The organism is Streptomyces sp. NPDC007025, from assembly GCF_042869455.1.
Lineage (GTDB): Bacteria > Actinomycetota > Actinomycetes > Streptomycetales > Streptomycetaceae > Streptomyces.
In genome coordinates this window covers 239,493-260,088 of sequence record NZ_JBIAFT010000012.1, presented here as the reverse complement: position 1 = coordinate 260,088, position 20,596 = coordinate 239,493, and the positions used below count along the sequence as shown (strand labels likewise).

Annotated in this window: 16 protein-coding genes and 1 pseudogene; 6 read left to right on the top strand and 11 right to left on the bottom strand. The window is 71.8% G+C overall.

The window, feature by feature from the left end:
• Positions 1-84: 84 nt before the first annotated feature.
• Positions 85-474 (top strand): annotated as a pseudogene (locus ACFYMO_RS24200) (RHS repeat-associated core domain-containing protein); the annotation flags it as partial.
• A gap of 1,028 nt (positions 475-1,502) precedes the next feature.
• Here ACFYMO_RS24200 and ACFYMO_RS24195 read toward each other — a convergent pair.
• The 5 genes from ACFYMO_RS24195 to ACFYMO_RS24175 form a co-directional block, all read right to left on the bottom strand.
• Positions 1,503-2,465 (bottom strand): glycine betaine ABC transporter substrate-binding protein, encoded by a 963-nt coding sequence (locus ACFYMO_RS24195; RefSeq protein WP_366774779.1) that lies wholly within the window; start codon positions 2,463-2,465, stop codon positions 1,503-1,505.
• A 67-nt stretch (positions 2,466-2,532) separates the two neighbouring features.
• Positions 2,533-4,572, bottom strand: a complete 2,040-nt coding sequence (locus tag ACFYMO_RS24190; protein ID WP_388548817.1) for an ABC transporter permease — start codon at positions 4,570-4,572, stop codon at positions 2,533-2,535.
• Positions 4,573-4,624: 52 nt separating this feature from the next.
• On the bottom strand, positions 4,625-5,770 hold the full coding sequence (locus ACFYMO_RS24185) for a glycine betaine/L-proline ABC transporter ATP-binding protein (protein WP_388548814.1): 1,146 nt from the start codon (positions 5,768-5,770) through the stop codon (positions 4,625-4,627).
• On the bottom strand, positions 5,770-7,350 hold the full coding sequence (locus ACFYMO_RS24180; RefSeq protein WP_366774776.1) for a GMC oxidoreductase: 1,581 nt from the start codon (positions 7,348-7,350) through the stop codon (positions 5,770-5,772). The genes ACFYMO_RS24185 and ACFYMO_RS24180 overlap by 1 nt, the downstream gene beginning before the upstream one ends.
• Before the next feature lie 157 nt (positions 7,351-7,507).
• A complete protein-coding gene (locus ACFYMO_RS24175) occupies positions 7,508-9,010 on the bottom strand; it encodes an aldehyde dehydrogenase family protein (RefSeq protein ID WP_366774899.1) in 1,503 nt (500 codons plus the stop codon).
• A gap of 474 nt (positions 9,011-9,484) precedes the next feature.
• Between ACFYMO_RS24175 and ACFYMO_RS24170 the strand changes: the two genes are divergently transcribed.
• Positions 9,485-10,087 (top strand): hypothetical protein, encoded by a 603-nt coding sequence (locus tag ACFYMO_RS24170; protein WP_388548812.1) that lies wholly within the window; start codon positions 9,485-9,487, stop codon positions 10,085-10,087.
• A 76-nt stretch (positions 10,088-10,163) separates the two neighbouring features.
• Here ACFYMO_RS24170 and ACFYMO_RS24165 read toward each other — a convergent pair whose 3' ends face one another.
• Both ACFYMO_RS24165 and ACFYMO_RS24160 read right to left on the bottom strand, forming a co-directional pair.
• Positions 10,164-10,691, bottom strand: a complete 528-nt coding sequence (locus ACFYMO_RS24165; protein ID WP_366774901.1) for a nuclear transport factor 2 family protein — start codon at positions 10,689-10,691, stop codon at positions 10,164-10,166.
• A 91-nt stretch (positions 10,692-10,782) separates the two neighbouring features.
• The gene (locus ACFYMO_RS24160) at positions 10,783-11,811 is read right to left on the bottom strand and encodes a winged helix-turn-helix domain-containing protein (protein ID WP_366774902.1); all 1,029 of its coding nucleotides are present in this window, start codon (positions 11,809-11,811) and stop codon (positions 10,783-10,785) included.
• A gap of 131 nt (positions 11,812-11,942) precedes the next feature.
• Here ACFYMO_RS24160 and ACFYMO_RS24155 point away from each other — a divergent pair, with 131 nt between their 5' ends.
• Both ACFYMO_RS24155 and ACFYMO_RS24150 read left to right on the top strand, forming a co-directional pair.
• A complete protein-coding gene (locus ACFYMO_RS24155) occupies positions 11,943-13,157 on the top strand; it encodes an MFS transporter (RefSeq protein ID WP_366774903.1) in 1,215 nt (404 codons plus the stop codon).
• 163 nt (positions 13,158-13,320) lie between these two features.
• Positions 13,321-13,863 (top strand): MarR family winged helix-turn-helix transcriptional regulator, encoded by a 543-nt coding sequence (locus tag ACFYMO_RS24150; RefSeq protein WP_366774910.1) that lies wholly within the window; start codon positions 13,321-13,323, stop codon positions 13,861-13,863.
• A gap of 160 nt (positions 13,864-14,023) precedes the next feature.
• On the opposite strand, the gene ACFYMO_RS24145 is transcribed toward ACFYMO_RS24150, so the two are convergent.
• The 4 genes from ACFYMO_RS24145 to ACFYMO_RS24130 form a co-directional block, all read right to left on the bottom strand.
• A complete protein-coding gene (locus ACFYMO_RS24145) occupies positions 14,024-15,022 on the bottom strand; it encodes a malate dehydrogenase (protein ID WP_019354825.1) in 999 nt (332 codons plus the stop codon).
• Positions 15,023-15,134: 112 nt separating this feature from the next.
• Complete coding sequence (locus tag ACFYMO_RS24140; protein ID WP_366774905.1) at positions 15,135-16,469, bottom strand: helix-turn-helix domain-containing protein; 1,335 nt, start codon at positions 16,467-16,469, stop codon at positions 15,135-15,137.
• Between the two features lie 357 nt (positions 16,470-16,826).
• Entirely contained in the window at positions 16,827-17,450 is a 624-nt protein-coding gene (locus tag ACFYMO_RS24135) for a DUF3017 domain-containing protein (protein WP_366774906.1), read from the bottom strand.
• A gap of 23 nt (positions 17,451-17,473) precedes the next feature.
• On the bottom strand, positions 17,474-18,328 hold the full coding sequence (locus ACFYMO_RS24130; RefSeq protein WP_366774907.1) for a bifunctional methylenetetrahydrofolate dehydrogenase/methenyltetrahydrofolate cyclohydrolase: 855 nt from the start codon (positions 18,326-18,328) through the stop codon (positions 17,474-17,476).
• A gap of 301 nt (positions 18,329-18,629) precedes the next feature.
• On the opposite strand from ACFYMO_RS24130, the gene ACFYMO_RS24125 reads away from it, so the two are divergent.
• Both ACFYMO_RS24125 and ACFYMO_RS24120 read left to right on the top strand, forming a co-directional pair.
• Entirely contained in the window at positions 18,630-19,553 is a 924-nt protein-coding gene (locus ACFYMO_RS24125; RefSeq protein WP_388548807.1) for a hypothetical protein, read from the top strand.
• Positions 19,554-19,759: 206 nt separating this feature from the next.
• Positions 19,760-20,434 carry a hypothetical protein gene (locus ACFYMO_RS24120; RefSeq protein WP_388548805.1) on the top strand — a complete coding sequence of 225 codons (675 nt, stop codon included), beginning with the start codon at positions 19,760-19,762 and terminating at the stop codon, positions 20,432-20,434.
• Positions 20,435-20,596: the final 162 nt, after the last annotated feature.

Here is a 20,596-nt window from a genome sequence, read left to right as displayed (position 1 = left end):
ATATCCGACTTCCGGATCACCGACTCCCTGGTGGCCCGGGTCAACTACTCGACCGGCAACCTGATGCTGGCGGCGACCGACTTCGACGCCACCGCGATGTACCACACGGGCGCCCGCTACTACGACCCCCGCATCGGCCGCTTCACCCAACCCGACCCCTCCGGCCAGGAAAAGAACCCCTACCTCTACGCCGAAGGCGACCCGGTCAACCGCATCGACCCTGGAGGGCTTCTCGATATTCCAGGAGCCGTGGGCAAGTTTCAGGATGCAATGGACTTGGTCAGCATAGGAAAAGACCTGGCTTCCGGAGACTTCACAGAGGCAGCCAAGGGTTCTGCAAGTTTCACCGCTGGCTTCGTCGTCGGCACAGTGTGCACGGCAGCCACCGGCCCCGAGACGGGCTTCGTCTCATCCGTCGGCTGCTTTGCGGCCGGAGCCAACACCAGCGCCCTAGTGGAAAGCTGGATATCCTAGAGAAGGGAAAGAAATGCCACGACCGGACCCCCCGCCTTCAATGCGGAGAGCAATGCTTCAAGTATTTCTGGCATTCGCACTCCTGTATGTCATCTGGTTCCTGATTGCCGTGACCACCGGGGGTGACATTCTCTCTTCCCTCAGCGCACCTCTGATTCTGGTACCCCCGGGCCTCGGAATTGCCTGGGTGCGTTATCGGAACCTCAAACGCGACTGAGGAACCGGGGTGAGCAATTCCTGAGCAAGGCGGGCGAGAGCGTAAATCTGATCTCGGATCAGGCACAGCAGGTCGACACTCGTGGTTGACCGACCTGGCCTGTACCGGACCCGTCGGTCCCGGCCAGACCCAGGACTCACCAACGAGGAGAAATCGGGTGATCCAAACAGGAAGAGGAAGCCGAAGCTGCGCCGGTGTCGCCCCAATTCTTCAACCCGTCCTGGTCCCACCGGCAGTCCTGCTTGTCGCCACCGGACTCGTAGCCCTGGTTCTCGGACCGATCAGCCGGCAGAAGAGACAGAAGAAATGGGCGAGCCTCACGAGTTCCGGGGGTCAGCCCGATGCGGCAATCGCTGGGGGACTTTCGACCGCGGAAGCGTTCTTGGGCTGTGCCGGACAGCATCTGGACTCTCCCCGCACCCGACGGGCCAGGAACCTGGTCCGGAGCGCACGTACGGGAGGGGAGCCGAGGGATGCGGCTGGGGGTTCCAGGGGGCGAAGCCCACTAGCGGGGGCCGTCGGGTGGGGGTCCCCCGGACGAAGTCTGGGGGAGGAGCCCCCCGACACGACCTCTCGGCGGCAGCCGAAGACAACGGGGGCGTGCCCCCCACACAGCACCGCACCCCGCGAAGGGGACAGCCGAAAAACCCAGAAGGCGTGCCCCTCACAACGCAAACGCGTTCCGCAGAGGGGAACCGACCCGGCGAACACGCCCCCCGCGAAGCGGGAACGCACCGGCCCCCGCGACGACAGGCGTCGCGGGGGCCGGTAGTGCGTGCAGCGGCAGCGGCGACAGCCGCACCGCGCGGGATCAGTCCTTGGGGATCCACTTCTCCCACGTGGACTTGTTGTCCTTGATCCACTTGGCCGCGGCGTCCTCCGGGTCCATCTTCTTACCGGCGATCATTCCGGCGACCTCGTTCTGGTCCTTGGTCGACCAGTGGAAGTTCTTGATGAACTCGGCGGCCTTGCTGTCACCGTTCGCGAAGTCCTTGTTCATGAACTTCTCGAGCTGGTTGGTCTCGTAGCCGCACTTGGCCTCGGACGCGGGAACCTCGCAGCCCTTGGTGTACTTGGGCAGCGGCACCTCGACCAGGTCGATCTTCTCGTTCATCCACTGCGGCTCCCACCAGTAGGTGAGGAACGGCTTCTTGGCGTCGTAGAGCCGCTTGAGCTCCTTGAGCTGGGCCGCTTCGGCGCCGGAGGGGATGTGCTTGAACTTGAGCCCGAGGTTCTTGATGAGCTCCTTGTCGTGCTGCGAGTAGGACGGGGCGGCACCGATGAAGTGGCCCAGGTCGCCGCTCTCGGAGGTCCTGAAGTCCTTGTAGTGCTTGTTGAGGTTCTTGTAGCTCTTCAGGATGTCGGGGTGCTTGTCGGCGTAGTACTTCGGCACGAACCAGCCGATGTGGCCGACGACGCCGAGGTCGCCGCCGGAGACGACGGTCTTCTTCTCCTCGACGTACTTCTTCTGCTTCTTCGGGACGCCGTGCCAGTCCTCGAGGATGACGTCGGCCTTGCCGCTGTTGAGCGCGTCGAAGGCGACGGGCTCGTCCATCTGCTTGGCCTCGACCTTGACGTCCATCTCGTCCTCGAGGAGCTTCTTGACGACGGCCGCGTTGGCGGTGGCACCCACCCAGGACGGCTCGGCGAGGACGACCTTGTCGTCGCCGCCGCCGCTGGCCTTGGTGTCGGCGGCGCAGCCGGTGGTGAGGGCGAGCACGCCCAGCAGACCGACGCCGGCCACTCCGATGGTGCTTACGCGCTTGATTCTCATGCGAATTTCTCTTTCCTGTGGGACGGGATGGGGGGACCCGTCGGGGGGATCTCGGGGGACGGAGGTCTCAGTCGCGGTTGCGCTTCGCGGCCGGCTGGGACAGGCGGTCGAGCATGATGCCGAGGCAGACGATGGCGATGCCGGCGGGGAAGCCCTGCGAGAGGTCGCCCTTCGACAGGCCGCGGACCACCATGTAGCCGAGTGCGCCGCCGCCGATGAGGCCGGCGACGACGACCATCGACAGCACCAGCACGACGCCCTGGTTGAGGGCGACCAGCATGGATTTCCTGGCCAGCGGCAGCTGCACGCCGAACAGCTGCTGCATGCCGGTGGCGCCGAGCGAGCTCGATGCCTCCATGGCGGCCGGGTCGACGTGCCGCAGTCCCTGTGCGGTGATGCGGATGACCGCGGGTGCCGCGTAGATGACCGCGGCGAGGATGCCACCGGTACGGTTCTGGCCGACCAGCGCGATCACCGGGATCAGGTACACGAACTGCGGCATCGTCTGCATGGTGTCGAGCACCGGCCGCATGAGCTTGTCCACCCGTTCGACGCGGGCGCACAGCACGCCGACGAGCACGCCGACGACGACGGTGAGCAGAAGGCCCGCGAGCACCTGCGAGAGGGTGTCCATGGCCACGTCCCACAGCCGCATCCAGCCGACCAGGGCCAGGCAGACCACGCCGGTGAGCGCGGCGCGCCAGGTGCCGACGATCCAGCCGATCGCGGCCACGAGCAGGGCCAGCGCCCACCAGGGGGTGGTCTGCAGACCGTTGCGCAGCGGGTTGAGGACGATCTCGGTGAAGCCCTCGGCCCAGGTGATGGTGCCGCCCAGGACGGGGATGCCGGAGCCCAGGTGGTCGGTGAACCAGTTGACGGCCGTGTCGATGGAGTTGGTGAAGTCGACGACCCAGTTCTCGGGCCACTCGTCTCCGGCGACGGCGGTGCCGATCGCGGCGAAGAGGACGGTGAGTGCGGCGATGCCGCCCCAGACGACGATCCGCAGCTGTGCGGCGGCGCGGGAGAAGCTCGTGGTGGCGACGTCGTCGATCCGCTCGCCGGCCGCGGCCGTGGTGCGGTCCAGCAGGACGGCCAGCAGCACGACGGCGACACCGGCGACCAGCGCGTCACCGTTCTTCAGCGCGCCGAGGGCCTCGTAGACCTCGGAGCCCAGGCCGCCGGCGCCGATCAGCGAGGCGAGCACGACCATGGACAGACACATCATGATCGTCTGGTTGAGGCCCAGCATCATCTGCTTGCGGGCCAGCGGCAGCCGGGCGGTCAGCAGCCGCTGCCGGGCGTCGGCACCCAGCGAGGTGGCCGCCTCCAGCGCGGTCGGGTCGGCCTGGCGCAGGCCGAGCGAGGTGAGGCGGGCCATCGGCGGCGCCGCGTAGATCACCGTCGCGATGAGCGCGGACGGGACGCCGATGTCGAACATCAGCACCAGCGGCAGCAGGTAGGCGAACGCCGGCATGACCTGCATGGTGTCGAAGACGGGCCGCAGGATCTTCTCGAAGCGGTCCGAGACTCCGGAGGCCAGTCCCAGCAGGGCGCCGAGGAGGGCGGCGAGGATGATCGAGACGATCATCAGCGCCAGCGTCTCCATCGTCGGTTCCCACACGTCCAGCACTCCGCACACCGCGAAGACCGCGAGTGCCGTGCCGCCGGTGCGCAGCGCGCGGCGGGAGAGGTCGGCGCCGCCCGCGGCCCAGGCGATCAGGGTGCCGACGACGATGACGCCGACGTAGCTCATCGACTCCAGCAGGCTGAGCAGCGTGTCGTAGGAGGCCTGCGCGAAGTTGCTGATGTGCAGCAGGAAGTACAGGAAGATCCAGTGCGATTCGCGGTTGTCGACGAGCCAGTTGTCCAGGTCGTTGAGCGGCGACTGCACATCGGCGGTCAGCGAGCGCGGCCAGGTGCCGGCGCCGGTGACCAGTGCGCTGACCACGACGACCAGGATCGCGACCAGCAGCGCGAGGGTCTTGGGGTTGCCGAGGAAGCGGGCGAGCGCCGAGGGCGGTGCGGCTTCCTGCGGGGCCTCGGCGGGCTCCTTCGGGGAGGGCGCGGGGTTCGCGGCCTCGTCCTTGGTGAGGGTCGGGGAGCTCATATCAGCCCCCCGCCGGTATGGACCGCCTCCGCGGTGCTGTGGCGTGTGGCGCTCATACGGCGGCCACCTCCCGTTCCGTGCCGTCCTCGGGTGCGGTGTCCCCGGGGGCGGCGTCCTTGTCGAGCCCGGCGACGACGATCAGCAGGCTCGCGTGGTCGACGACGCCGAGCAGCCGGCCGTCCTCGACGACGCGGCAGTGCTCGCCGGTGCGGGCGACGGTCTCGATCGCGGTCGAGACGAGGGTGTCGGGGGCGACCTCGGTGCCGGTCTTCGCCTCGGCGCCCTCGGCGGGGCGCATCGCGCGGCGTACCGAGATGACCTGCTCGCGGGGGACGTCGCGGACGAAGTCGCGGACGTAGTCGTCGGCCGGGTTGGCGACGATCTCCTCGGGGGTGCCGAGCTGGACGACCTCGCCGTCGCGCATCAGGGCGATGCGGTCGCCCAGGCGCAACGCCTCGGACAGGTCGTGGGTGATGAAGACCATCGTGCGGCCCTCTTCGTGGTGCAGCCGGATGACCTCTTCCTGCATGTCGCGGCGGATCAGCGGGTCCAGCGCGCTGAACGGCTCGTCGAAGAGCAGCACCTCGGGGTCGACGGCCAGCGCGCGGGCGAGGCCGACGCGCTGTTGCTGGCCGCCGGAGAGCTGGCCGGGGCGGCGCTCGCCCAGTCCGTCCAGGCCGACCTTGGCGACCATCTCGGCGGCGCGTTCGCGCCGTTCGGCCTTGCCCATGCCCTGGATCTCCAGGCCGTAGGCGACGTTGTCGACGACGGTGCGGTGCGGGAGCAGGCCGAAGTTCTGGAACACCATGGAGGCCCGGTGCCGGCGCAGCTCGCGCAGCGCGTCGGCGCCCATGCCGATGACGTCCTCGCCGTTGAACTCCAGCGAGCCGGCGGTGGGTTCGATCAGCCGGGTCAGGCAGCGCACCAGGGTGGACTTGCCGGAGCCGGAGAGGCCCATGACGACGAAGACCTCGCCCCGGTGCACGTCGAAGGAGACGTCGCGGACGGCGGCGGTGCAGCCGGTCCGCTCGCGCAGTTCGCTCTGCGAGAGTCCGGCGTGGGAGGCGTCGTGGGGGATCCGGTCGGCCTTGGGACCGAAGACCTTCCACAGGTTGCGGACGGAGATGGCGGGACCCGCCTGGTCGCCGTGCTCGTGTGTGTTCTCGCCGGCTGCCGTGGCTTCAGCGGTCTCGGACATCAGGCAACACCTCCCGGTGCCGTGGTCGCTTGTTTGTCGGTCTGGGTGGGACGGATGAGGTCGACCGCCTTCTCGCCGAGCATCAGCACCCCGATCATCGGGTTGACGGCGGGCATGGTCGGGAAGACGGAGGCGTCCGCGATGCGGATGCCCGTCAGGCCGCGGACGCGCAGCCGGGGGTCGACGACGGCGAGCGCGTCGTCCTCCGCGCCCATCCGGCAGGTGCCCGCCGGGTGGTAGACGGTGTGCGCGGCCTTGCGCACCAGTTCGCTGATCTCCTCGTCGTCGGTCACCTCGGGGCCGGGGAAGACCTCCCGCTTGAGCCACTTGGCGAACGGCTCTGCCTGGGCGACCTTGCGGGCGAGCTTGATGCCGTCGACGAGCGTCTGGCCGTCGTAGTCGAAGCCGTTCTCGTCGGTCTCGAAGTACTTGAAGTCGAGCGCGGGCTTGACCTCGGGGTCGGCGGAGGTCAGGTAGACCCGGCCGCGGCTGCGCGACTTGGGGATGTTGGGGGTCATCGACACGCCGTGCTCGGGGCGTTCGTAGCCCAGTCGCTCGGGGTTGTCGGTGAAGGGGATCTGGTAGAAGTGGAACATCAGGTCGGGGCCCTGGTGCTCCGGGTCCCGCTTGACGAACAGGCCCGCGTCGGAGTCCATCGCCGAGTTGTCCGGGATCGGACCGTCGGTCTCCCACACGATCACCGACTCGGGGTGGTCGATGAGGTTCTCGCCGACGCCCGGCAGGTCGTGGACGACCGGGATGCCCAGCTCCTGGAGGTCCTCCCGGCGGCCGACGCCCGAGTGCATCAGCAGCCGCGGCGTGTCCACGGCGCCCGCGCACACCAGCACCTCGCGGCCGGCGGTCAGCAGCCGCTCCTCCCCGTCCTTGCCGCGCACGTGCACGCCGCTGACGGTCTTGCCGTCGGCGCCGCCGATCTCCAGCTTGTACGCCCACGTCTCCAGCAGGATGTGCAGGTTGGGGCGGTCACCGGCCTCGATGTGCGGGTGCAGGTAGGCGACGGAGGCGGAGGAGCGCTTGTTGTCCTCCGGGTGGTAGGAGAGGTCGAAGAAGCCGACGCCCTCCTCGAAGGGCCGGTCGTTGAAGCCGACGACCTCGGGAAGGCCGAGGGCGTCCTTCGCGGCGTCGATCCAGTCCTGCGCGATCGCGTTCTGGTCCTTCTTGGCGACGCGCACCACGTTGTTGCGCAGCTTGCCGAAGTAGGGCTCCATGGCCTGGGCGCCCCAGCCGGTGGCGCCCGCGGCCTCCCACTCGTCCCAGTCGGAGGGCAGCGGCTTGAAGGAGATCAGGGTGTTGTGCGACGAGCAGCCGCCGAGCACCTTGGCGCGGCTGTGCAGGATGTGCGAGTTGCCGCGGGGCTGCTCGGTGGTCGTGTACTCGTAGTCCAGCTCCCCGCCCAGCAGGCCCAGCCACTTGCGGAGGGTGAGGACCTCGGGCCGGTCGATGTCGGAGGGGCCGCCTTCGATCAGGGCGACGGTGACGTCCGGGTCCTCGGCGAGCCGCGAGGCGATCACCGATCCGGCCGTCCCACCTCCGACGATCACGTAGTCATAGCTGGGCATAGGGGTGCTGCTCCTTGAGAACTTCCGGCGAGGGGGCTGCTGGCGGTTGGTACGGGTGCGCCGCGGCGGCTCGACCGGTCGAGCCGCCGTCGCGCTCTGTTCGGGTTTCGGGGTGGCGCGGTGGGAGGGGGCCGGTGGCCGGGCTTCGTTGCCCGGCTCAGCCGGCGAACCAGCGGACCGGGGCAGGCCGCAGGTTCTCGTACACGTGTTTGGTCTCGCGGTACTCGGCCAGACCGTGGGGGCCCAGCTCACGGCCGATGCCGGACTTGCCGAAGCCTCCCCACTCGGCCTGCGGCAGGTACGGGTGGAAGTCGTTGATCCAGACCGTGCCGTGGCGCAGTCGCGCGGCAACCCTGCGCGCGCGAGCGGTGTCGCCCGAGAAGACGGCGCCCGCGAGGCCGTACTCGGTGTCGTTGGCCAGCGTTACAGCTTCGTCCTCGGTGCTGAAGCTCTCTACCGTCAAGATTGGGCCAAAGGTCTCCTCGCGGATGACCCGCATCCCGCGGTGGCAGTTGTCCAGCACGGTCGGCGCGTAGAAGTAGCCGCCCTCGGGCCGCACCTCGGACGGCTGCGGGCGCTCCCCGCCGCACCGCAGCTCGGCGCCCTCGGCGAGCGCCGAGGCGACGTAGCCCTCGGTCTTCTCCAGCTGCTGCCGGGAGACCAGGGGGCCGCACTCGACGCCTTCCTCGGTGCCCCGGCCCAGCTTGATGCGCTGCGCACGGGAGACGAGCTCGGCGACGAAGCGGTCCTTGACGGACTCCTCGATGATCAGCCGCGCACCGGCCGAGCAGACCTGGCCGCTGTGGATGAAGGCGGCGTTCAGGGCCTGGTCGACGGCGGTGTCGAAGCCCTCCTCGGTGGCGCAGGCGTCGGCGAAGACCACGTTGGGGTTCTTGCCGCCGAGCTCCAGGGCGACCTTCTTGGCACCCGCGACGGCGGCGGCGCCGGCCTTGGTGCCGCTGACGAGTCCACCGGTGAAGGAGAAGAGGTCCACGTCCGGGTGCTCGGCCAGCCGCTGGCCGACGGGCAGGCCCGCGCCGGTGACGATGTTGGCGACCCCGGCCGGGGCGCCGGCCTCGATCACCAGCTTCACCAGGTGGACGGTCGAGAGCGGGGTGACCTCGCTGGGCTTGATGACGAAGGTGTCGCCGGCCGCCAGCGCCGGGGCGACCTTCCAGCTCGCCTGGAGCAGCGGGTAGTTCCAGGGGGTGATCATGGCGCAGACGCCGACGGGTTCATGCACGACCACGCTGTGCACATCCGGGCTGCCGGCGTCCACGACCCGGCCGCCGGACTCGTTCATGACCAGGTCGGCGAAGTAGCGGAACGCGTTGGTGACGTCGTCCACGTCCACCCGGCCCTCTTCGAGGGTCTTGCCGGTGTCCCGGGACTCGGTCAGCGCGATCTCCTCCCGGTCCCGCTGGAGGAGGTCGGCGACACGGCGCAGCAGCGCGGCGCGCTCCGCGGTGGGCGTGTGCGGCCAGGGGCCCTCGTCGAACGCGCGGCGGGCCGCGGCGACCGCCGCGTCGGTGTCCGATGCGTCGCCCTCGGCGACGACGGCGAGCGTGGTGGCGTCCGCGGGGTCCAGCACCTCCCGGGTGCCGCCGGCTGCGGCCGTGCGCCACGCGCCATCGATATGAATGCTCTCCAGAACGGACACCTTCGGTACTGCCTTCCGTTACTTACCGCTTTCTCCGGGGCGACCCCGGTGCCCCGTTGGGGGCTTTTGCCACAACCCTGGGTAGATGGCAATCGGGAACCCTGCCCCGTTCTTCCGGTTGCATGTCCAGAAAACGTCGCCAAGTGGCCTTCATCACGGGCCGAGGTGCGGCACCCCTCTGCGGACCGTACGGTGAGTACGTCTTTGTCCGTATTTGGCAGCCCGGCGCGCCGACACGGCGGCACCGGACTCCTCTCCGGCGGATCGGAGCCAGCAATGCGTAAGCAGTACCGAACCTCACTGGTTGTAGCCGTTTGCGCTGCGGCGACGGCCTCCGGCGGACTCCTGGCCCCGGCTCATGCCACCACCATGGCCACGCAGCGTGACGGTCCGGATATCGAAGAGTTGTCGGGCGAGGAAATAGCGGAAAAAGCGTCGCACGAGCTGAATTCGGCACACTCCATGCGGCTCAGAATGAAAGCACCGGATCTCCGGCTCGACCTGACTCTCGACGAAAAGGCGAACTGCTCCGGAGAAGTCGGGGTCCCGGGCAAGGGCTCCATGCGGCTCATCAAGCGCGGCGGCACCGTCTGGATCAAACCGGACGCGGCGTTCTGGCGGGCGCAGCTCGGCCCCGAGAAGGGCGCGAAGGCGGCCGAGAAGTTCAAGGGGCACTACATCAAGGGCAGTGCGCAGGGCCGCGACAAGCTCGGCGGCGGGGGCCTGGCCACGGCCTGCGACCTGAACGCCTTCCGCGCCGCCTCCGGAGTGTCCGGCTCCTCCGGCCCCCGCTGGAAGCGGGGCCACAAGGGGGACGTGCACGGCCACCACTCCGTCCCCGTCACCCGCGCCCGGCAGCAGGCCCGCGTCACCATGCACGTCTCGACGGAGGGCAAGCCCTACCCGCTGCGCCTGGAGCGGAAGGCGGGCGGCAACCACGACGAGATCGACCTGGGCCGCTTCAACCGGCCCGTCTCCCGCGCCACCCCGCCCGAGGACCGCACCGTCTCGGTCGAGCAGCTCCGCCGGCACCTGGACGGCTCCGGCCGGGACGAGCCCCCTTCGGAGTCCGTGTAGCCGGGAGTCGGTGCCGCCGAAGCCCGGAGGCAGGTGACCGGGCCTCCGGCGGCCGGCATCCGGGCCTACCGCGTGGTCAGGCCTCGGACTCCGGCGCCCGGCCCTCGTCGTCCGGAGCGCAGGCGGCCGCGACCGCCACCCCGTCCTCGTAGAGGTGGTAGCGCACCACCAGCCCCCGCTCGACGGTCAGCCGCAGCGCGAAGGGCGAGACGAACTCCTTGCCCGTCACGCGGACCCGGCCGGCCAGGTTGCCGGTCACGACCGCCTCGTCCCCTTCCACGACGAGCGCCTCCAGGGGCCGCCCGCGGGGCGCCATCGGCTCCACCCCGGCGGCCAGCTCCCGGAAGTGCGCGGCCACGTCAGCCCGGGTCGGCCGCGGACGCACCCAGGGCACCGCGGGATTGTCGGCGATCATCCAGTCCACCTGCTCGGCGAAGAGCGCGGCGATCCCGTCCGGGTCCCCCGCACCGACACGGGAGAGGAACTCCTCGACGACGGTCCGCGTGTCCGGGGCGGGGGCGCCGGTGAGGGGGTGCGCCGCGGTCGCCGGGCTGTTCTTCGGAGCAGTCACCGCGGGCGTGGGGTCTGTCTGCGTTCCGGTCATGGCCCGAGGATCCCCGTCCGGCGGCGGCGGCGCGATTACCTGCCGGGTCATCGACGGACGCCCCGCGGCCCGGGCACCCGCGGCCGGGTCGTCACTCCTGGGCCCGCAGCAGCTCCTCGCCCGCCGCGGTGCGGTGGTAGAGCACCGAGCGGCCCGCCCGGCGCCCCTGGATCAGCCGGGCGTCCCGCAGCACCCGCAGATGGCGGCCGACCGAGCCCAGTCCCTGTCCGGTGAGCGCGACGAGCTGCGTGGTGCTCTTCGGGGAGTCGAGGAGCACCAGGACCGCGGCCCGCGCGGGGCCGAGCAGCACCCCCAACGCCTCCGGGACGGACGGATGTCCGGCGTCGGCGAGGGTTCCGGAGCAGGGGTAGACCACGGCGTAGCGGGGGCGGACCCCGGTGGGCGGACGGGCCTGGCCCCGCGGTACGCCGACGGGGAGCGCCTCCCAGCTCACCCATCCGGTGTGCGGGGTGACAGGAACGAACATCAGTCGTGCGCCGTCCAGTTCGCGCGGCGGATAGCTCCGGGCGTTGATCTGGAGGCGGCTGCCGCCGAGCCAGCGCATGCCCGGCCGCATGTCGCCGAGCGCCGCGGCCCAGCCGCCCCGGCCGAGTTGCGCGGTGCGCGCCACCACATCGGCCTCGATGATCCGGCGGCGCCGCGGCCAGTACGGCAGCACCGTCTCGTGCCACACCCACTCCAGCGTTTCGGCCGTGCGGTGCGGCAGGTCGTCGCGGCGCAGGACGCCGGGCAGCGGTCCCGAACCCAGGGACACCAGCAGGTCGGCACGGGCCACCTGGGGCGGGGTGGCGCGGATGCACGCGAGTTCCTCCGCGAAGGACGCGGCAGCGGCGCCGTGTGCGCCGGGGTCGGGCGGCGGAGTGAGGAAGTCCGCGTTCCAGGTGGGGCCGAGCGCGGCACGGATGAGCTGTCCGGTGACCGGGTCGGCGGCCTGGCGGGCACGGTAGGCGGGCCGGTGGGCGGCGAGCCACGCGCGTTCGCCGGGGTGGGCCGCGCTGCCGCGCTCCAGCACCTTGAGACCGGCGATCGTCTCGGCGAGCGGGGACACCACGAAGCGGCTGCCCGCCAGAGTGTCGGCACTGACCTGCCACCATCCCATGTCCCCCGCCGCCCCCCTGCCGGTCCGCTCCGCCGCCCCTCGCCGGCTGCACCGCGGGTGCGTCCGCGTCGAGGTTTCGCCCTGCCGCGAAACAGTAACCGGCAGCCGCGGTCCTCCCGAGACTTCCCGCCATGCGCACCTATCGCGAGCTGTTCCGGACCCCCGAGTTCCGTCCGCTCTTCCTCACCAGCACCTTCCAGGTGGCCGGGCAGACGGTGAGCGGCCTGGCCCTGGGGACCCTGCTCTACACCGCCACCGGCTCCCCGCTGCTGTCCTCGCTGGCGATGTTCGGCCCCTCGCTGGCCCAGCTCATCGGCGCGGCCACCCTGCTGTCGGCCGCCGACAGGCTGCCGCCCCGCGCCGCGCTGACCGGGCTGCTCGTGGCGTTCTCGCTCGGTACCGCCGCCCAGACCCTGCCGGGACTGCCCGTCGCGGGGGCGTTCGCCGTGCTGCTGATACTCGGGATCCTGGCCTCCCTGGGCGGCGGGGTGCGCTACGGGCTGCTCTCCGAGATCCTCCCCAAGGACGGCTACCTCCTCGGCCGCTCCGTGCTCAACATGTCCAGCGGTGTCATGCAGATCGGCGGTTACGCCCTCGGCGGGCTGCTCGTCACGGTCCTCTCGGCCCGCGGCACCCTGCTGGTCGGGGCGGCGCTGTACCTGACGGGGGCGGTGACGGCCCGGCTCGGCTTCGGGCAGCGTCCGCCGCGCGCCGCGGGCCGCCCCTCCCCCGCCGAGACCTGGCGGACCAACTCCCTGCTGTGGTCCTCGCCCGCCCGCCGGGTCGTCTACCTCGGGCTGTGGGTGCCCAACGGCCTGGTGGTCGGGTGCGAGTCGCTCTTCGTGCCGTACGCGCCGCGGGAGGCCGGGCTGCTGTTCGCCTGCGGAGCGGTGGGCATGCTGGCCGGGGACACGGTCGTCGGCCGCTGGCTGCCGCCCGGCCGACGGAAGCGGCCGGCAGTGCCGATGCTCGCGCTGCTCGCCTCCCCCTATCTGCTGTTCGTGCTGCACCCCGCGGTGCCGTTCGCGGCGGGGCTGGTGATGCTGGCGTCCTTCGGCTTCGGTGCCAGTCTGCTGCTCCAGGAGCGGCTGATGCAGCGGACGCCGGACGAGCTCGGGGGCCACGCGCTGGGCCTGCACTCCTCCGGGATGCTGGCCATGCAGGGCGTGGGCGCGGCGCTGGCGGGCGCCGTCGCGGAACGCACCTCCCCCGCGACCGCCATGACGCTGGTGGCCGCCCTCTCCCTGACGGTGACGCTCTCTCTCGCGCCGGGCCTCCGGACCGGGCGGCGCCGGATCCGCCGGACCGGACCGCGAGCCCGGCAGGAGCCGTACGAGAGGCGCTGACCGGTCGCGCGGCGGGCCGCTCCGCGAAACTCCTCTTCGAAGTCCGGCATGGCAGCCACCCGAGCGGCAAGGCGAAGAACCGGATCGCCGCGAGCGCGACGGAGAACCCGCGGAAAGCCGAGCAGCTTTCCTCACGGAGCCAGGGAGGCCCACCGGCATGTCGATGGACGGTCACAGAGGGGGACGACAGAGTACGGAGGAGTACGGCGGGGAGCTGGCCGAGGACGACGCCGTACGCGCGCTGCTCCTGCTGATGCCGCGTATCGTCAGCCGGTTCAAGCGCCTGCCGGTACCGGAGGAGTTGCAGGCCCTCGCGCTGGCCCCGCGGCACCTCTCCCTGCTCTCGTACCTCCTCTTCGACGGCCCGACCAGCGTCAACGACCTGGCCACCCGGCTGGAGGTCGCCCCGACCACGGTCAGCCTCCTGGTGGGCGAGCTGAGCCGGAAGGGCGTGCTGGAACGGCGGGAGGACGAGAACGACCGGCGCCGCCGCATCGTGAGCATCACCGCGGCGCACCGCCCCACCATCTCCCGGTGGCTGGCCCGCGGCGCCGACGCCTGGCGCCAGGTACTGACCGGCCTCTCCCCCGCCGAGCGGGCTTTGCTCGTCACCAGCCTGCGCACCTACGAGGAGGCAATGGCCGAGGAGGAGGCCGCCGATGCGGACCGTGCGGAAGGCGGGGCGCACGGGGCCAAGGCGAGCTGACCGCATCCGGGCGCCTCGCCCGACGGTTCCCGGCTGGTACGGACTCCGGCCGGTACGGTTCCCGCCGCTACGGATTCCGGCCGATGTGGCGGAAAAGCCCGCGGGCCCGTACGGATCCGGCGATCCGTACGGGCCCGCGGGCGGCGGTGCCGCGGTCGGCTCAGACCAGGCCGAGGCCGCTGACCGCGTCCCGCTCCTCGGTCAGCTCCTGGACCGAGGCGTCGATGCGGGTGCGGGAGAACTCGTTGATCTCCAGGCCCTGGACGATCTCGTAGGCACCGTCCTTCGTGGTCACCGGGAAGGAGGAGATGATGCCTTCCGGCACGCCGTAGGAGCCGTCCGAGGGGATGCCCATGGAGGTCCAGTCACCCTCGGGGGTGCCGTTGACCCAGGTGTGCACGTGGTCGACGGCGGCGTTCGCGGCGGAGGCGGCCGAGGAGGCGCCGCGGGCCTCGATGATGGCCGCGCCGCGCTTGGCGACGGTCGGGATGAACTCGTCGGCCAGCCACTTCTCGTCGTCCACGAGCTGGGCGGCGTTCTTGCCGGCGATCTCCGCGTGGAAGATGTCCGGGTACTGGGTGGCGGAGTGGTTGCCCCAGATCGTCAGCTTCTTGATGTCGGCGACGGTCGAACCGGTCTTCTTCGCGAGCTGGGTGAGGGCGCGGTTGTGGTCCAGGCGCGTCATGGCGGTGAACCGCTCGGCCGGAACGTCCGGCGCCGCCGAGCGGGCGATCAGCGCGTTGGTGTTGGCCGGGTTGCCGACCACCAGGACCTTGATGTCGTCGGCCGCGTGGTCGTTGATGGCCTTGCCCTGCGGCTTGAAGATGCCGCCGTTGGCCTCCAGCAGGTCGCCGCGCTCCATGCCCTTGGTGCGGGGCCGGGCGCCGACGAGCAGCGCCACGTTGGCACCGTCGAAGGCGACGTTCGGGTCGTCGGCGATGTCGATGCCCTGGAGGAGCGGGAAGGCGCAGTCGTCCAGCTCCATGGCGGTGCCCTCGGCCGCCTTCAGCGCGGGGGTGATCTCCAGCAGGCGGAGCTTGACGGGGACGTCGGGGCCCAGCAACTGGCCGGAGGCGATCCGGAACAGCAGCGCGTAGCCGATCTGGCCTGCGGCGCCGGTGACGGTGACGGTGACGGGGCTGACGGGAGTGCGGGTCATGGCGTTCTCCGTAGTACCTGACGTGGCTGGCGGGTGGCCGGAAGTCTCTCTACGTCAAGAGACCCATCGGCCAGGCTATCCGACCCCCCGCCCCGCGCACCCCCGGGTCCGCTCAGCGCACCTTCTTGCCCGGCACCGTGCAGCCCTTGCCACCCGCCGCCAGCGTCGCGCAGGCCCGCGCCTGGTCCTGCGAACCGACGGAGACCATCTTGGTGTAGGCGTCGTTGGTGCTCGTCACCTCGTCGCGCTCCGCCTGGCCGCCCGGCCCGCTGATCCTCAGCGCGTCCCCGGACTTCGCGCTGGTGATCCGGGCCCAGGACGCCTTGCACACCGTGCTGTGCCGGACCTCGACGAAGCTGCTGCCGACCCAGGCCGAACTGCTGGTCGCGGCGTGCTCGCCGCCGCAGCCCATCGCCTCCGGGTCCTTGCCCGAGCAGTCCTCGCCCGAGCACTTCACCCCGGCGGGAAGCTGCGGCGCGCTCCGGCTGGGGGCAGGCTCCGGTGCTGCGGCCTCCTCCTTGCCGTCCTCCCCCGTGCCGAAGAAGAGCACGGCGCCCGCGGCGATCACGAGGACGGCCACCAGGGAAGCGAGCAGCACGGTGATTCTGCGCCGTCCGCCCGACGGTTTCGCGGCGCGGTCGCCCGGCGCGGCGCGGTCGCCTCCGGCTCCGGGTGCGGCGGCCGGTGCGGGTCCGCCCGGTGCGCCGCCGACCGCGGCGGACGCCAGTCCGTGGTCGCCCGGCGCGTCGCCGGTGCCCTGGCCGCCGCCGGTGCCTCGGCCGCCGGCCGGGCCGGAGGACCGCCCGCCGACCGCGGGGGCGGCGGTGCCCCAGTCGGTCGCGTCGGACCGGTGGCGCCGCTCCCGCGCACGCGCCTTCTCCGCGCTCGCGTTGTGCGGGCCCGGCCGGTCGGGGTCCGGCCGGTCCGCGGTCGTCCAGTCGGCGCCCGCCTTGTCGCCCGCCGCGCGAATGGCGTCCCTGCGCAGCACCGCCGTCTCCACGTCCTGGCCGCCCGGAGCGTCCTGCGGAGTGCCGGCCCCGGGAGCGGCGCCCTGGTCCGCGCCCTTGCCCTTGCGCCGCTTGCGCCCCTTCCCGGACGCCTGCTCCGGTGCCTCGTCCAGCGCGGCCCGCGCCTGGGCGATCTGGATGGCCTCCAGCGTGGTGTCGCGGCGCATCTCGCTCCGGCTCCACGCGCGTTCGGCCAGCTCCCACATGGTGCCGAGGTGGCGCACGTCCGTCCCGGTCACCTCCGCGAGGGCCTGGGTGGCGCCGCGGGGCGGCAGCAGCCGGCCGTTCAGATAGCGCTCCCACGACGACTTGCTGTACCCGGTGCGGTCGGCGACGGTGGCGACGCTCAACCCGCTGCGGTCGACGAGCCGCCGCAACTGGCTCGCGAACTCGCGGATCTGCGGGTCCAGATCCTCCGGTAGCGACCTCCAACGAGGCATGGCCTCCCCCTTGTCCGCGAGTGCGCTCTCAGCATTCCTTCCCCCGTGTCGCGCCACGGCCTCAGGTGTGCTCGTTCGCGCAAACGCCCCCTAGTCTGCCAGCCGTTCCGGACGCCAACGGTCCTCGCACGGTCCCCGGGTGGCTCGTCCCGTCCGACGGCGCGTGCGGGAGCGGGCTCCCGGCACCGTACGGACAGCACCGGAAGCCACCTGCGCCGGGCCGGCAGCCGAGGGACCTGCCGACCCACCGGCCGGCGGACCGGCGGACCTGCGGGCGGCGATGTGGCGGTTCGCCCCACGGGGCGGGCGACCGCCGCGGGGCGCGGCAGCGGCGCCCCGCCTCCGACGGAGCGCCCGTCAACGCACGGTGAAGTGGACGATGGTGTCCAGGAACGGCAGCGAGAGCCATGGGCTCGGCTGCGCCATCAAGGCAAGCAGCACGATGGCGAGGCCCAGCACGCCATAGGTGATCATGTCGGTGAAGCGCGAGCGTACCGCCAGCATGCCGACCGAGGGCTTGCCCCAGCGCAGCAGCGCCCCGCCGACCAGCGACAGGCCGATGACGAGCGTGCCCGCGCGGAACTCCGCGATGGTCACCAGCAGTCCGGCCAGCACCCCGAGGCACACGGCCAGCAGCGGCCACTGCCGATACGGCGCCGGGCGGTGCCCTCCTATGGCGCGCCCCCCGCCCTCGGGCCGCGCGGTGTCCCGGGTCAGCACCGGGAAGCGCCGCGACGCCTTCTTCGGTGGAGCCGCCTCCTGCCCCGCCATCGCGGAGTCTCCCTTCAGTCCGCCGTCCCCGGCCCCGTTCCCGTTCCCGTCGCCGTCCCCGTCGCCACCCCCGGCTCCGTCGCCGCCCGTGCCGTCGCTCCGGGCGCCGCTCGGGCCCTTGTCGCCACCGGTCCGCTCGCCGCTCCGGTCGGCGTCGACGCCGGTGCGGCCCTCGCCCCGGTCGGCGGGGCGGCGGTCGTCCTCTGCCATGACGGTGTTCTCCCCGACCTCGCTCAGCCGGCCGCCGCCTCGGCCGCCTCCACCACGTTCACCAGCAGCTGCGCCCGGGTCATCGGGCCGACGCCGCCCGGGTTGGGCGAGATCCAGCCGGCGACCTCGGCCACCCCCGGGTGCACGTCGCCCGCGATCTTGCCGTTCTCGTCCCGGCTGACCCCCACGTCCAGTACGGCGGCGCCCGGTCGGACGTCCTCCGGCTTGATCAGGTGCGGCACCCCGGCGGCCGCGACGACGATGTCCGCCTGGCGCAGCAGCTCCGGCAGATCGCGGGTCCCGGTGTGGCACTGCGTCACCGTGGCGTTCTCGCTCCGCCGGGTCAGCAGCAGCGGCAGCGGGCGGCCCGCGGTCACCCCGCGTCCGACCACCACCACGTGGGCGCCGTTCAACTCGACGCCGTAGCGGCGCAGCAGCACCACCATGCCCTGCGGGGTGCAGGGCAGCGGTGCGGGCTTGTTGAGCACCAGGCGGCCCAGGTTGGTCGGGTGCAGACCGTCGGCGTCCTTGGCCGGATCCATCAGCTCCAGCACCCGGTTGACGTCGATGCCCTTGGGCAGCGGGAGCTGGACGATGTAGCCGGTGCAGGCCGGGTCCTCGTTCAACTCGCGGACGACCGCCTCGATCTCCTCCTGGCTCGCCGTCGCGGGCAGCTGCCGCTGGATGGAGTTGATGCCGATCTGCTGGCTGTCGCGGTGCTTCCCCGCGACGTATTTCTGGGAGCCGACGTCCTCACCGACGAGCAGAGTGCCCAGGCCGGGCGTGACGCCCTTCGCCTTGAGCGCCTCGACACGGGTGGTCAGGTCGGACTTGATCGCGGCGGCGGTGGCCTTGCCATCGAGAATCTGGGCGGTCATGCGCCCCATCCTCGCGGATCCGGGCCGCCGGTCTCCACTCAGGTGCCGTCGCCCCCGGTCTGCGGTGCCCGGCGGGCCCGTCGAGCGGGACACGGATGCCGGGCGCGGGAGCGGGTGCGTGGGGCGGCTCGCAGGTCGGGCGCGCGGCGCCGCCGTGCGCTCCCCGCCGTGCGCGGTGCGATCCGGCGTCACCCTTGTGGCGTCCCGTTGGCAACGGGACGGCAAAGGTAGGTTCATGTGCCTCCCTGCTCCCCCTACGCTCCGTTGCGAACGCGTACACAGGGTCAGTAGCGTGCGGGGCGTGTTCAGCGTGATCATCGTCCCGGACGGGTGCCGGGGACTCGAGGCGCAGCACCGGCTGGAGCCGGGCCATACGCTGCGTTTCGGGCGCACGGCACCAACCGGCAGCGGCCTGGCCCTCTCCCACCCCGCCGTCGCATGCGCGGCCGGGGAGATCACCGCGACCGGCGCCTTCTGGATACTCACCAACTTCAGCAGCGATCAGACCTATCTCGTCGAGAATCCCGAGGGCGCGGGGGAGCACATCCGGGTCGCACCCGGCCGCGCGGACGCCCCGGTCCCCTTCGAGTTCGCACGCGTTCGCCTGTGCGCGGGCGAATCGGGGGCCGGATGCGGATTCGATGTACTGGCGCCGCGCCACGACTACCTGGCGTCCGCCGACTCCCTCGTCGGCGGCACGCGTTCCCGGGCGCGGCGCGCCGCCGCGCTCCTTCCCGACGGGACGCACGGGGACGGGACGCACGGCGAGGGGAACCGGCGCGAGGACCGGACCGGGGAACCGACCGAGGACGGGGCGGCCGAGCCGACCGAGGACCGGACGCAGGGCTGGCGCTTCGACCCCTTCCCGCGGCCCTACCCGTTGGACCGCACCTGCCACTACTTCCTCGTCCTGGCGGCACTGTGCGAGGCGAGCCTGCGCGGGGACGCGGCGGCCCCGGTGCCGGACGTCGTGGAGCTGACGGAGCGGCTGCGCCCGGTGTGGCCGGACGCCTCCCCCGCGGCCGTCGCCTGGAACATCGACTACCTGCGGCTGAAGCTGCGGCTGCGCGCACCGGACGCCGCGGAGAGCGTCCGCGAGGCCCTGGTGCGGTTCGCGCTCCGGTTCGACCTGGTGCAGGAAGCGGATCTGCCGGTGCTGGACGGCGAGTTGGCACACGCCGGCGCGGGATGGGAGAGCGGGGCCCGGGCGGCCGGGGCGTACTGAGCGTTGCGACTTCGCCACAGCCGGGAAAGTCGGCTGGACAGTCGGACAGTCGGACCAGCAACATTGGTGCACGGCGTCGGGCAGTGCAGGGAGGGCCGACGGTGCGGCGCCGTACCGGGGGGCAGCGACATTGCTGAGGGCAGGCCGTGATTCTCCGGAATTGCTCGGCCCCATCCGCTCCTCGACACCGTCGGAGGAACCAGCCCGTGAGCTACCCCCCGCAACCCGGCCAGCAGCCCAACCCCTATTCGGCACCCCAGCAGGGCGGCCAGGGCGCTCCCTACGGATACCCGGGGCAGGGCGCCGGTCAGCCCGGCTACAACCAGCCCGGATACAACCAGCCGGGCTACAGCCACCCCGGCTACGGCTACCCCGGCGGAGTGCCGCCGTACCCGGGAGGTCCCGGCGCAGGCATGCAGCCGACCGTCAGCATGCCGGGCCAGGTCGTCACGGCGCGCGTGCTGCTGTTCGTGGCCGGCTCGTTGTGGGCACTGCTGGCCGTGTTCGTCTTCTTCGTCGGGCTGGTGGCCAACGACGCCGTCAACGACATCCCCGGAGTGGACGCGGCGGGCGGTGCCGCACTGGGCGTCGCGTTCATCGGGCTCCTGATATTCGGCGGCCTCGCGACGCTGCACATCGTGCCCGCCTCGATGTTCGGGAAGGGCCGTGTCGGCACCCGCGTCACCGCGATCATCGCCGCGTCGGTCAACGCCCTGCTGCCGCTGCTGGGTTGCTTCGGTGCGCTGGGCAGCGCCGTGGGCGGCGAGGACGCGGCGAGCATCTTCTTCTGGTACATCCTGTGGCTGGCCACCGCGGTCGTGACGCTCGTCTTCTGCTGCCTGAGCCCGGCGAGCCAGTGGTTCAACCGGCCGCAGTACTGAGCCGACGGCGGCGCCCGCGGGCAGGAATCGGGGCGGGGGGCCCCCCCCCGGGGGGGGGGGGCCCCCCCGCCCGGGGGGGCCCCCCCCCGGGGGGGGGCCGCCGGGGGCGCCCCCCCCCCCCCCCCGGCGGGGGCTCAGGGCCCCGCCCCGCGGCCGAGAATT

Excerpts from the sequence above, each read along its gene's own strand:
- ACFYMO_RS24150 (WP_366774910.1), top strand. The coding sequence starts at position 13,321 with ATGGACGGTCACAGAGGGGGACGACAGAGTACGGAGGAGTACGGCGGG.
- ACFYMO_RS24180 (WP_366774776.1), bottom strand. The coding sequence starts at position 7,350 with ATGCCCAGCTATGACTACGTGATCGTCGGAGGTGGGACGGCCGGATCG.
- ACFYMO_RS24145 (WP_019354825.1), bottom strand. The coding sequence starts at position 15,022 with ATGACCCGCACTCCCGTCAGCCCCGTCACCGTCACCGTCACCGGCGCC.
- ACFYMO_RS24190 (WP_388548817.1), bottom strand. The coding sequence starts at position 4,572 with ATGAGCTCCCCGACCCTCACCAAGGACGAGGCCGCGAACCCCGCGCCC.
- ACFYMO_RS24195 (WP_366774779.1), bottom strand. The coding sequence starts at position 2,465 with ATGAGAATCAAGCGCGTAAGCACCATCGGAGTGGCCGGCGTCGGTCTG.
- ACFYMO_RS24185 (WP_388548814.1), bottom strand. The coding sequence starts at position 5,770 with ATGTCCGAGACCGCTGAAGCCACGGCAGCCGGCGAGAACACACACGAG.
- ACFYMO_RS24135 (WP_366774906.1), bottom strand. The coding sequence starts at position 17,450 with ATGGCAGAGGACGACCGCCGCCCCGCCGACCGGGGCGAGGGCCGCACC.
- ACFYMO_RS24160 (WP_366774902.1), bottom strand. The coding sequence starts at position 11,811 with ATGGGATGGTGGCAGGTCAGTGCCGACACTCTGGCGGGCAGCCGCTTC.
- ACFYMO_RS24140 (WP_366774905.1), bottom strand. The coding sequence starts at position 16,469 with ATGCCTCGTTGGAGGTCGCTACCGGAGGATCTGGACCCGCAGATCCGC.
- ACFYMO_RS24155 (WP_366774903.1), top strand. The coding sequence starts at position 11,943 with ATGCGCACCTATCGCGAGCTGTTCCGGACCCCCGAGTTCCGTCCGCTC.
- ACFYMO_RS24170 (WP_388548812.1), top strand. The coding sequence starts at position 9,485 with ATGAAAGCACCGGATCTCCGGCTCGACCTGACTCTCGACGAAAAGGCG.
- ACFYMO_RS24130 (WP_366774907.1), bottom strand. The coding sequence starts at position 18,328 with ATGACCGCCCAGATTCTCGATGGCAAGGCCACCGCCGCCGCGATCAAG.
- ACFYMO_RS24165 (WP_366774901.1), bottom strand. The coding sequence starts at position 10,691 with ATGACCGGAACGCAGACAGACCCCACGCCCGCGGTGACTGCTCCGAAG.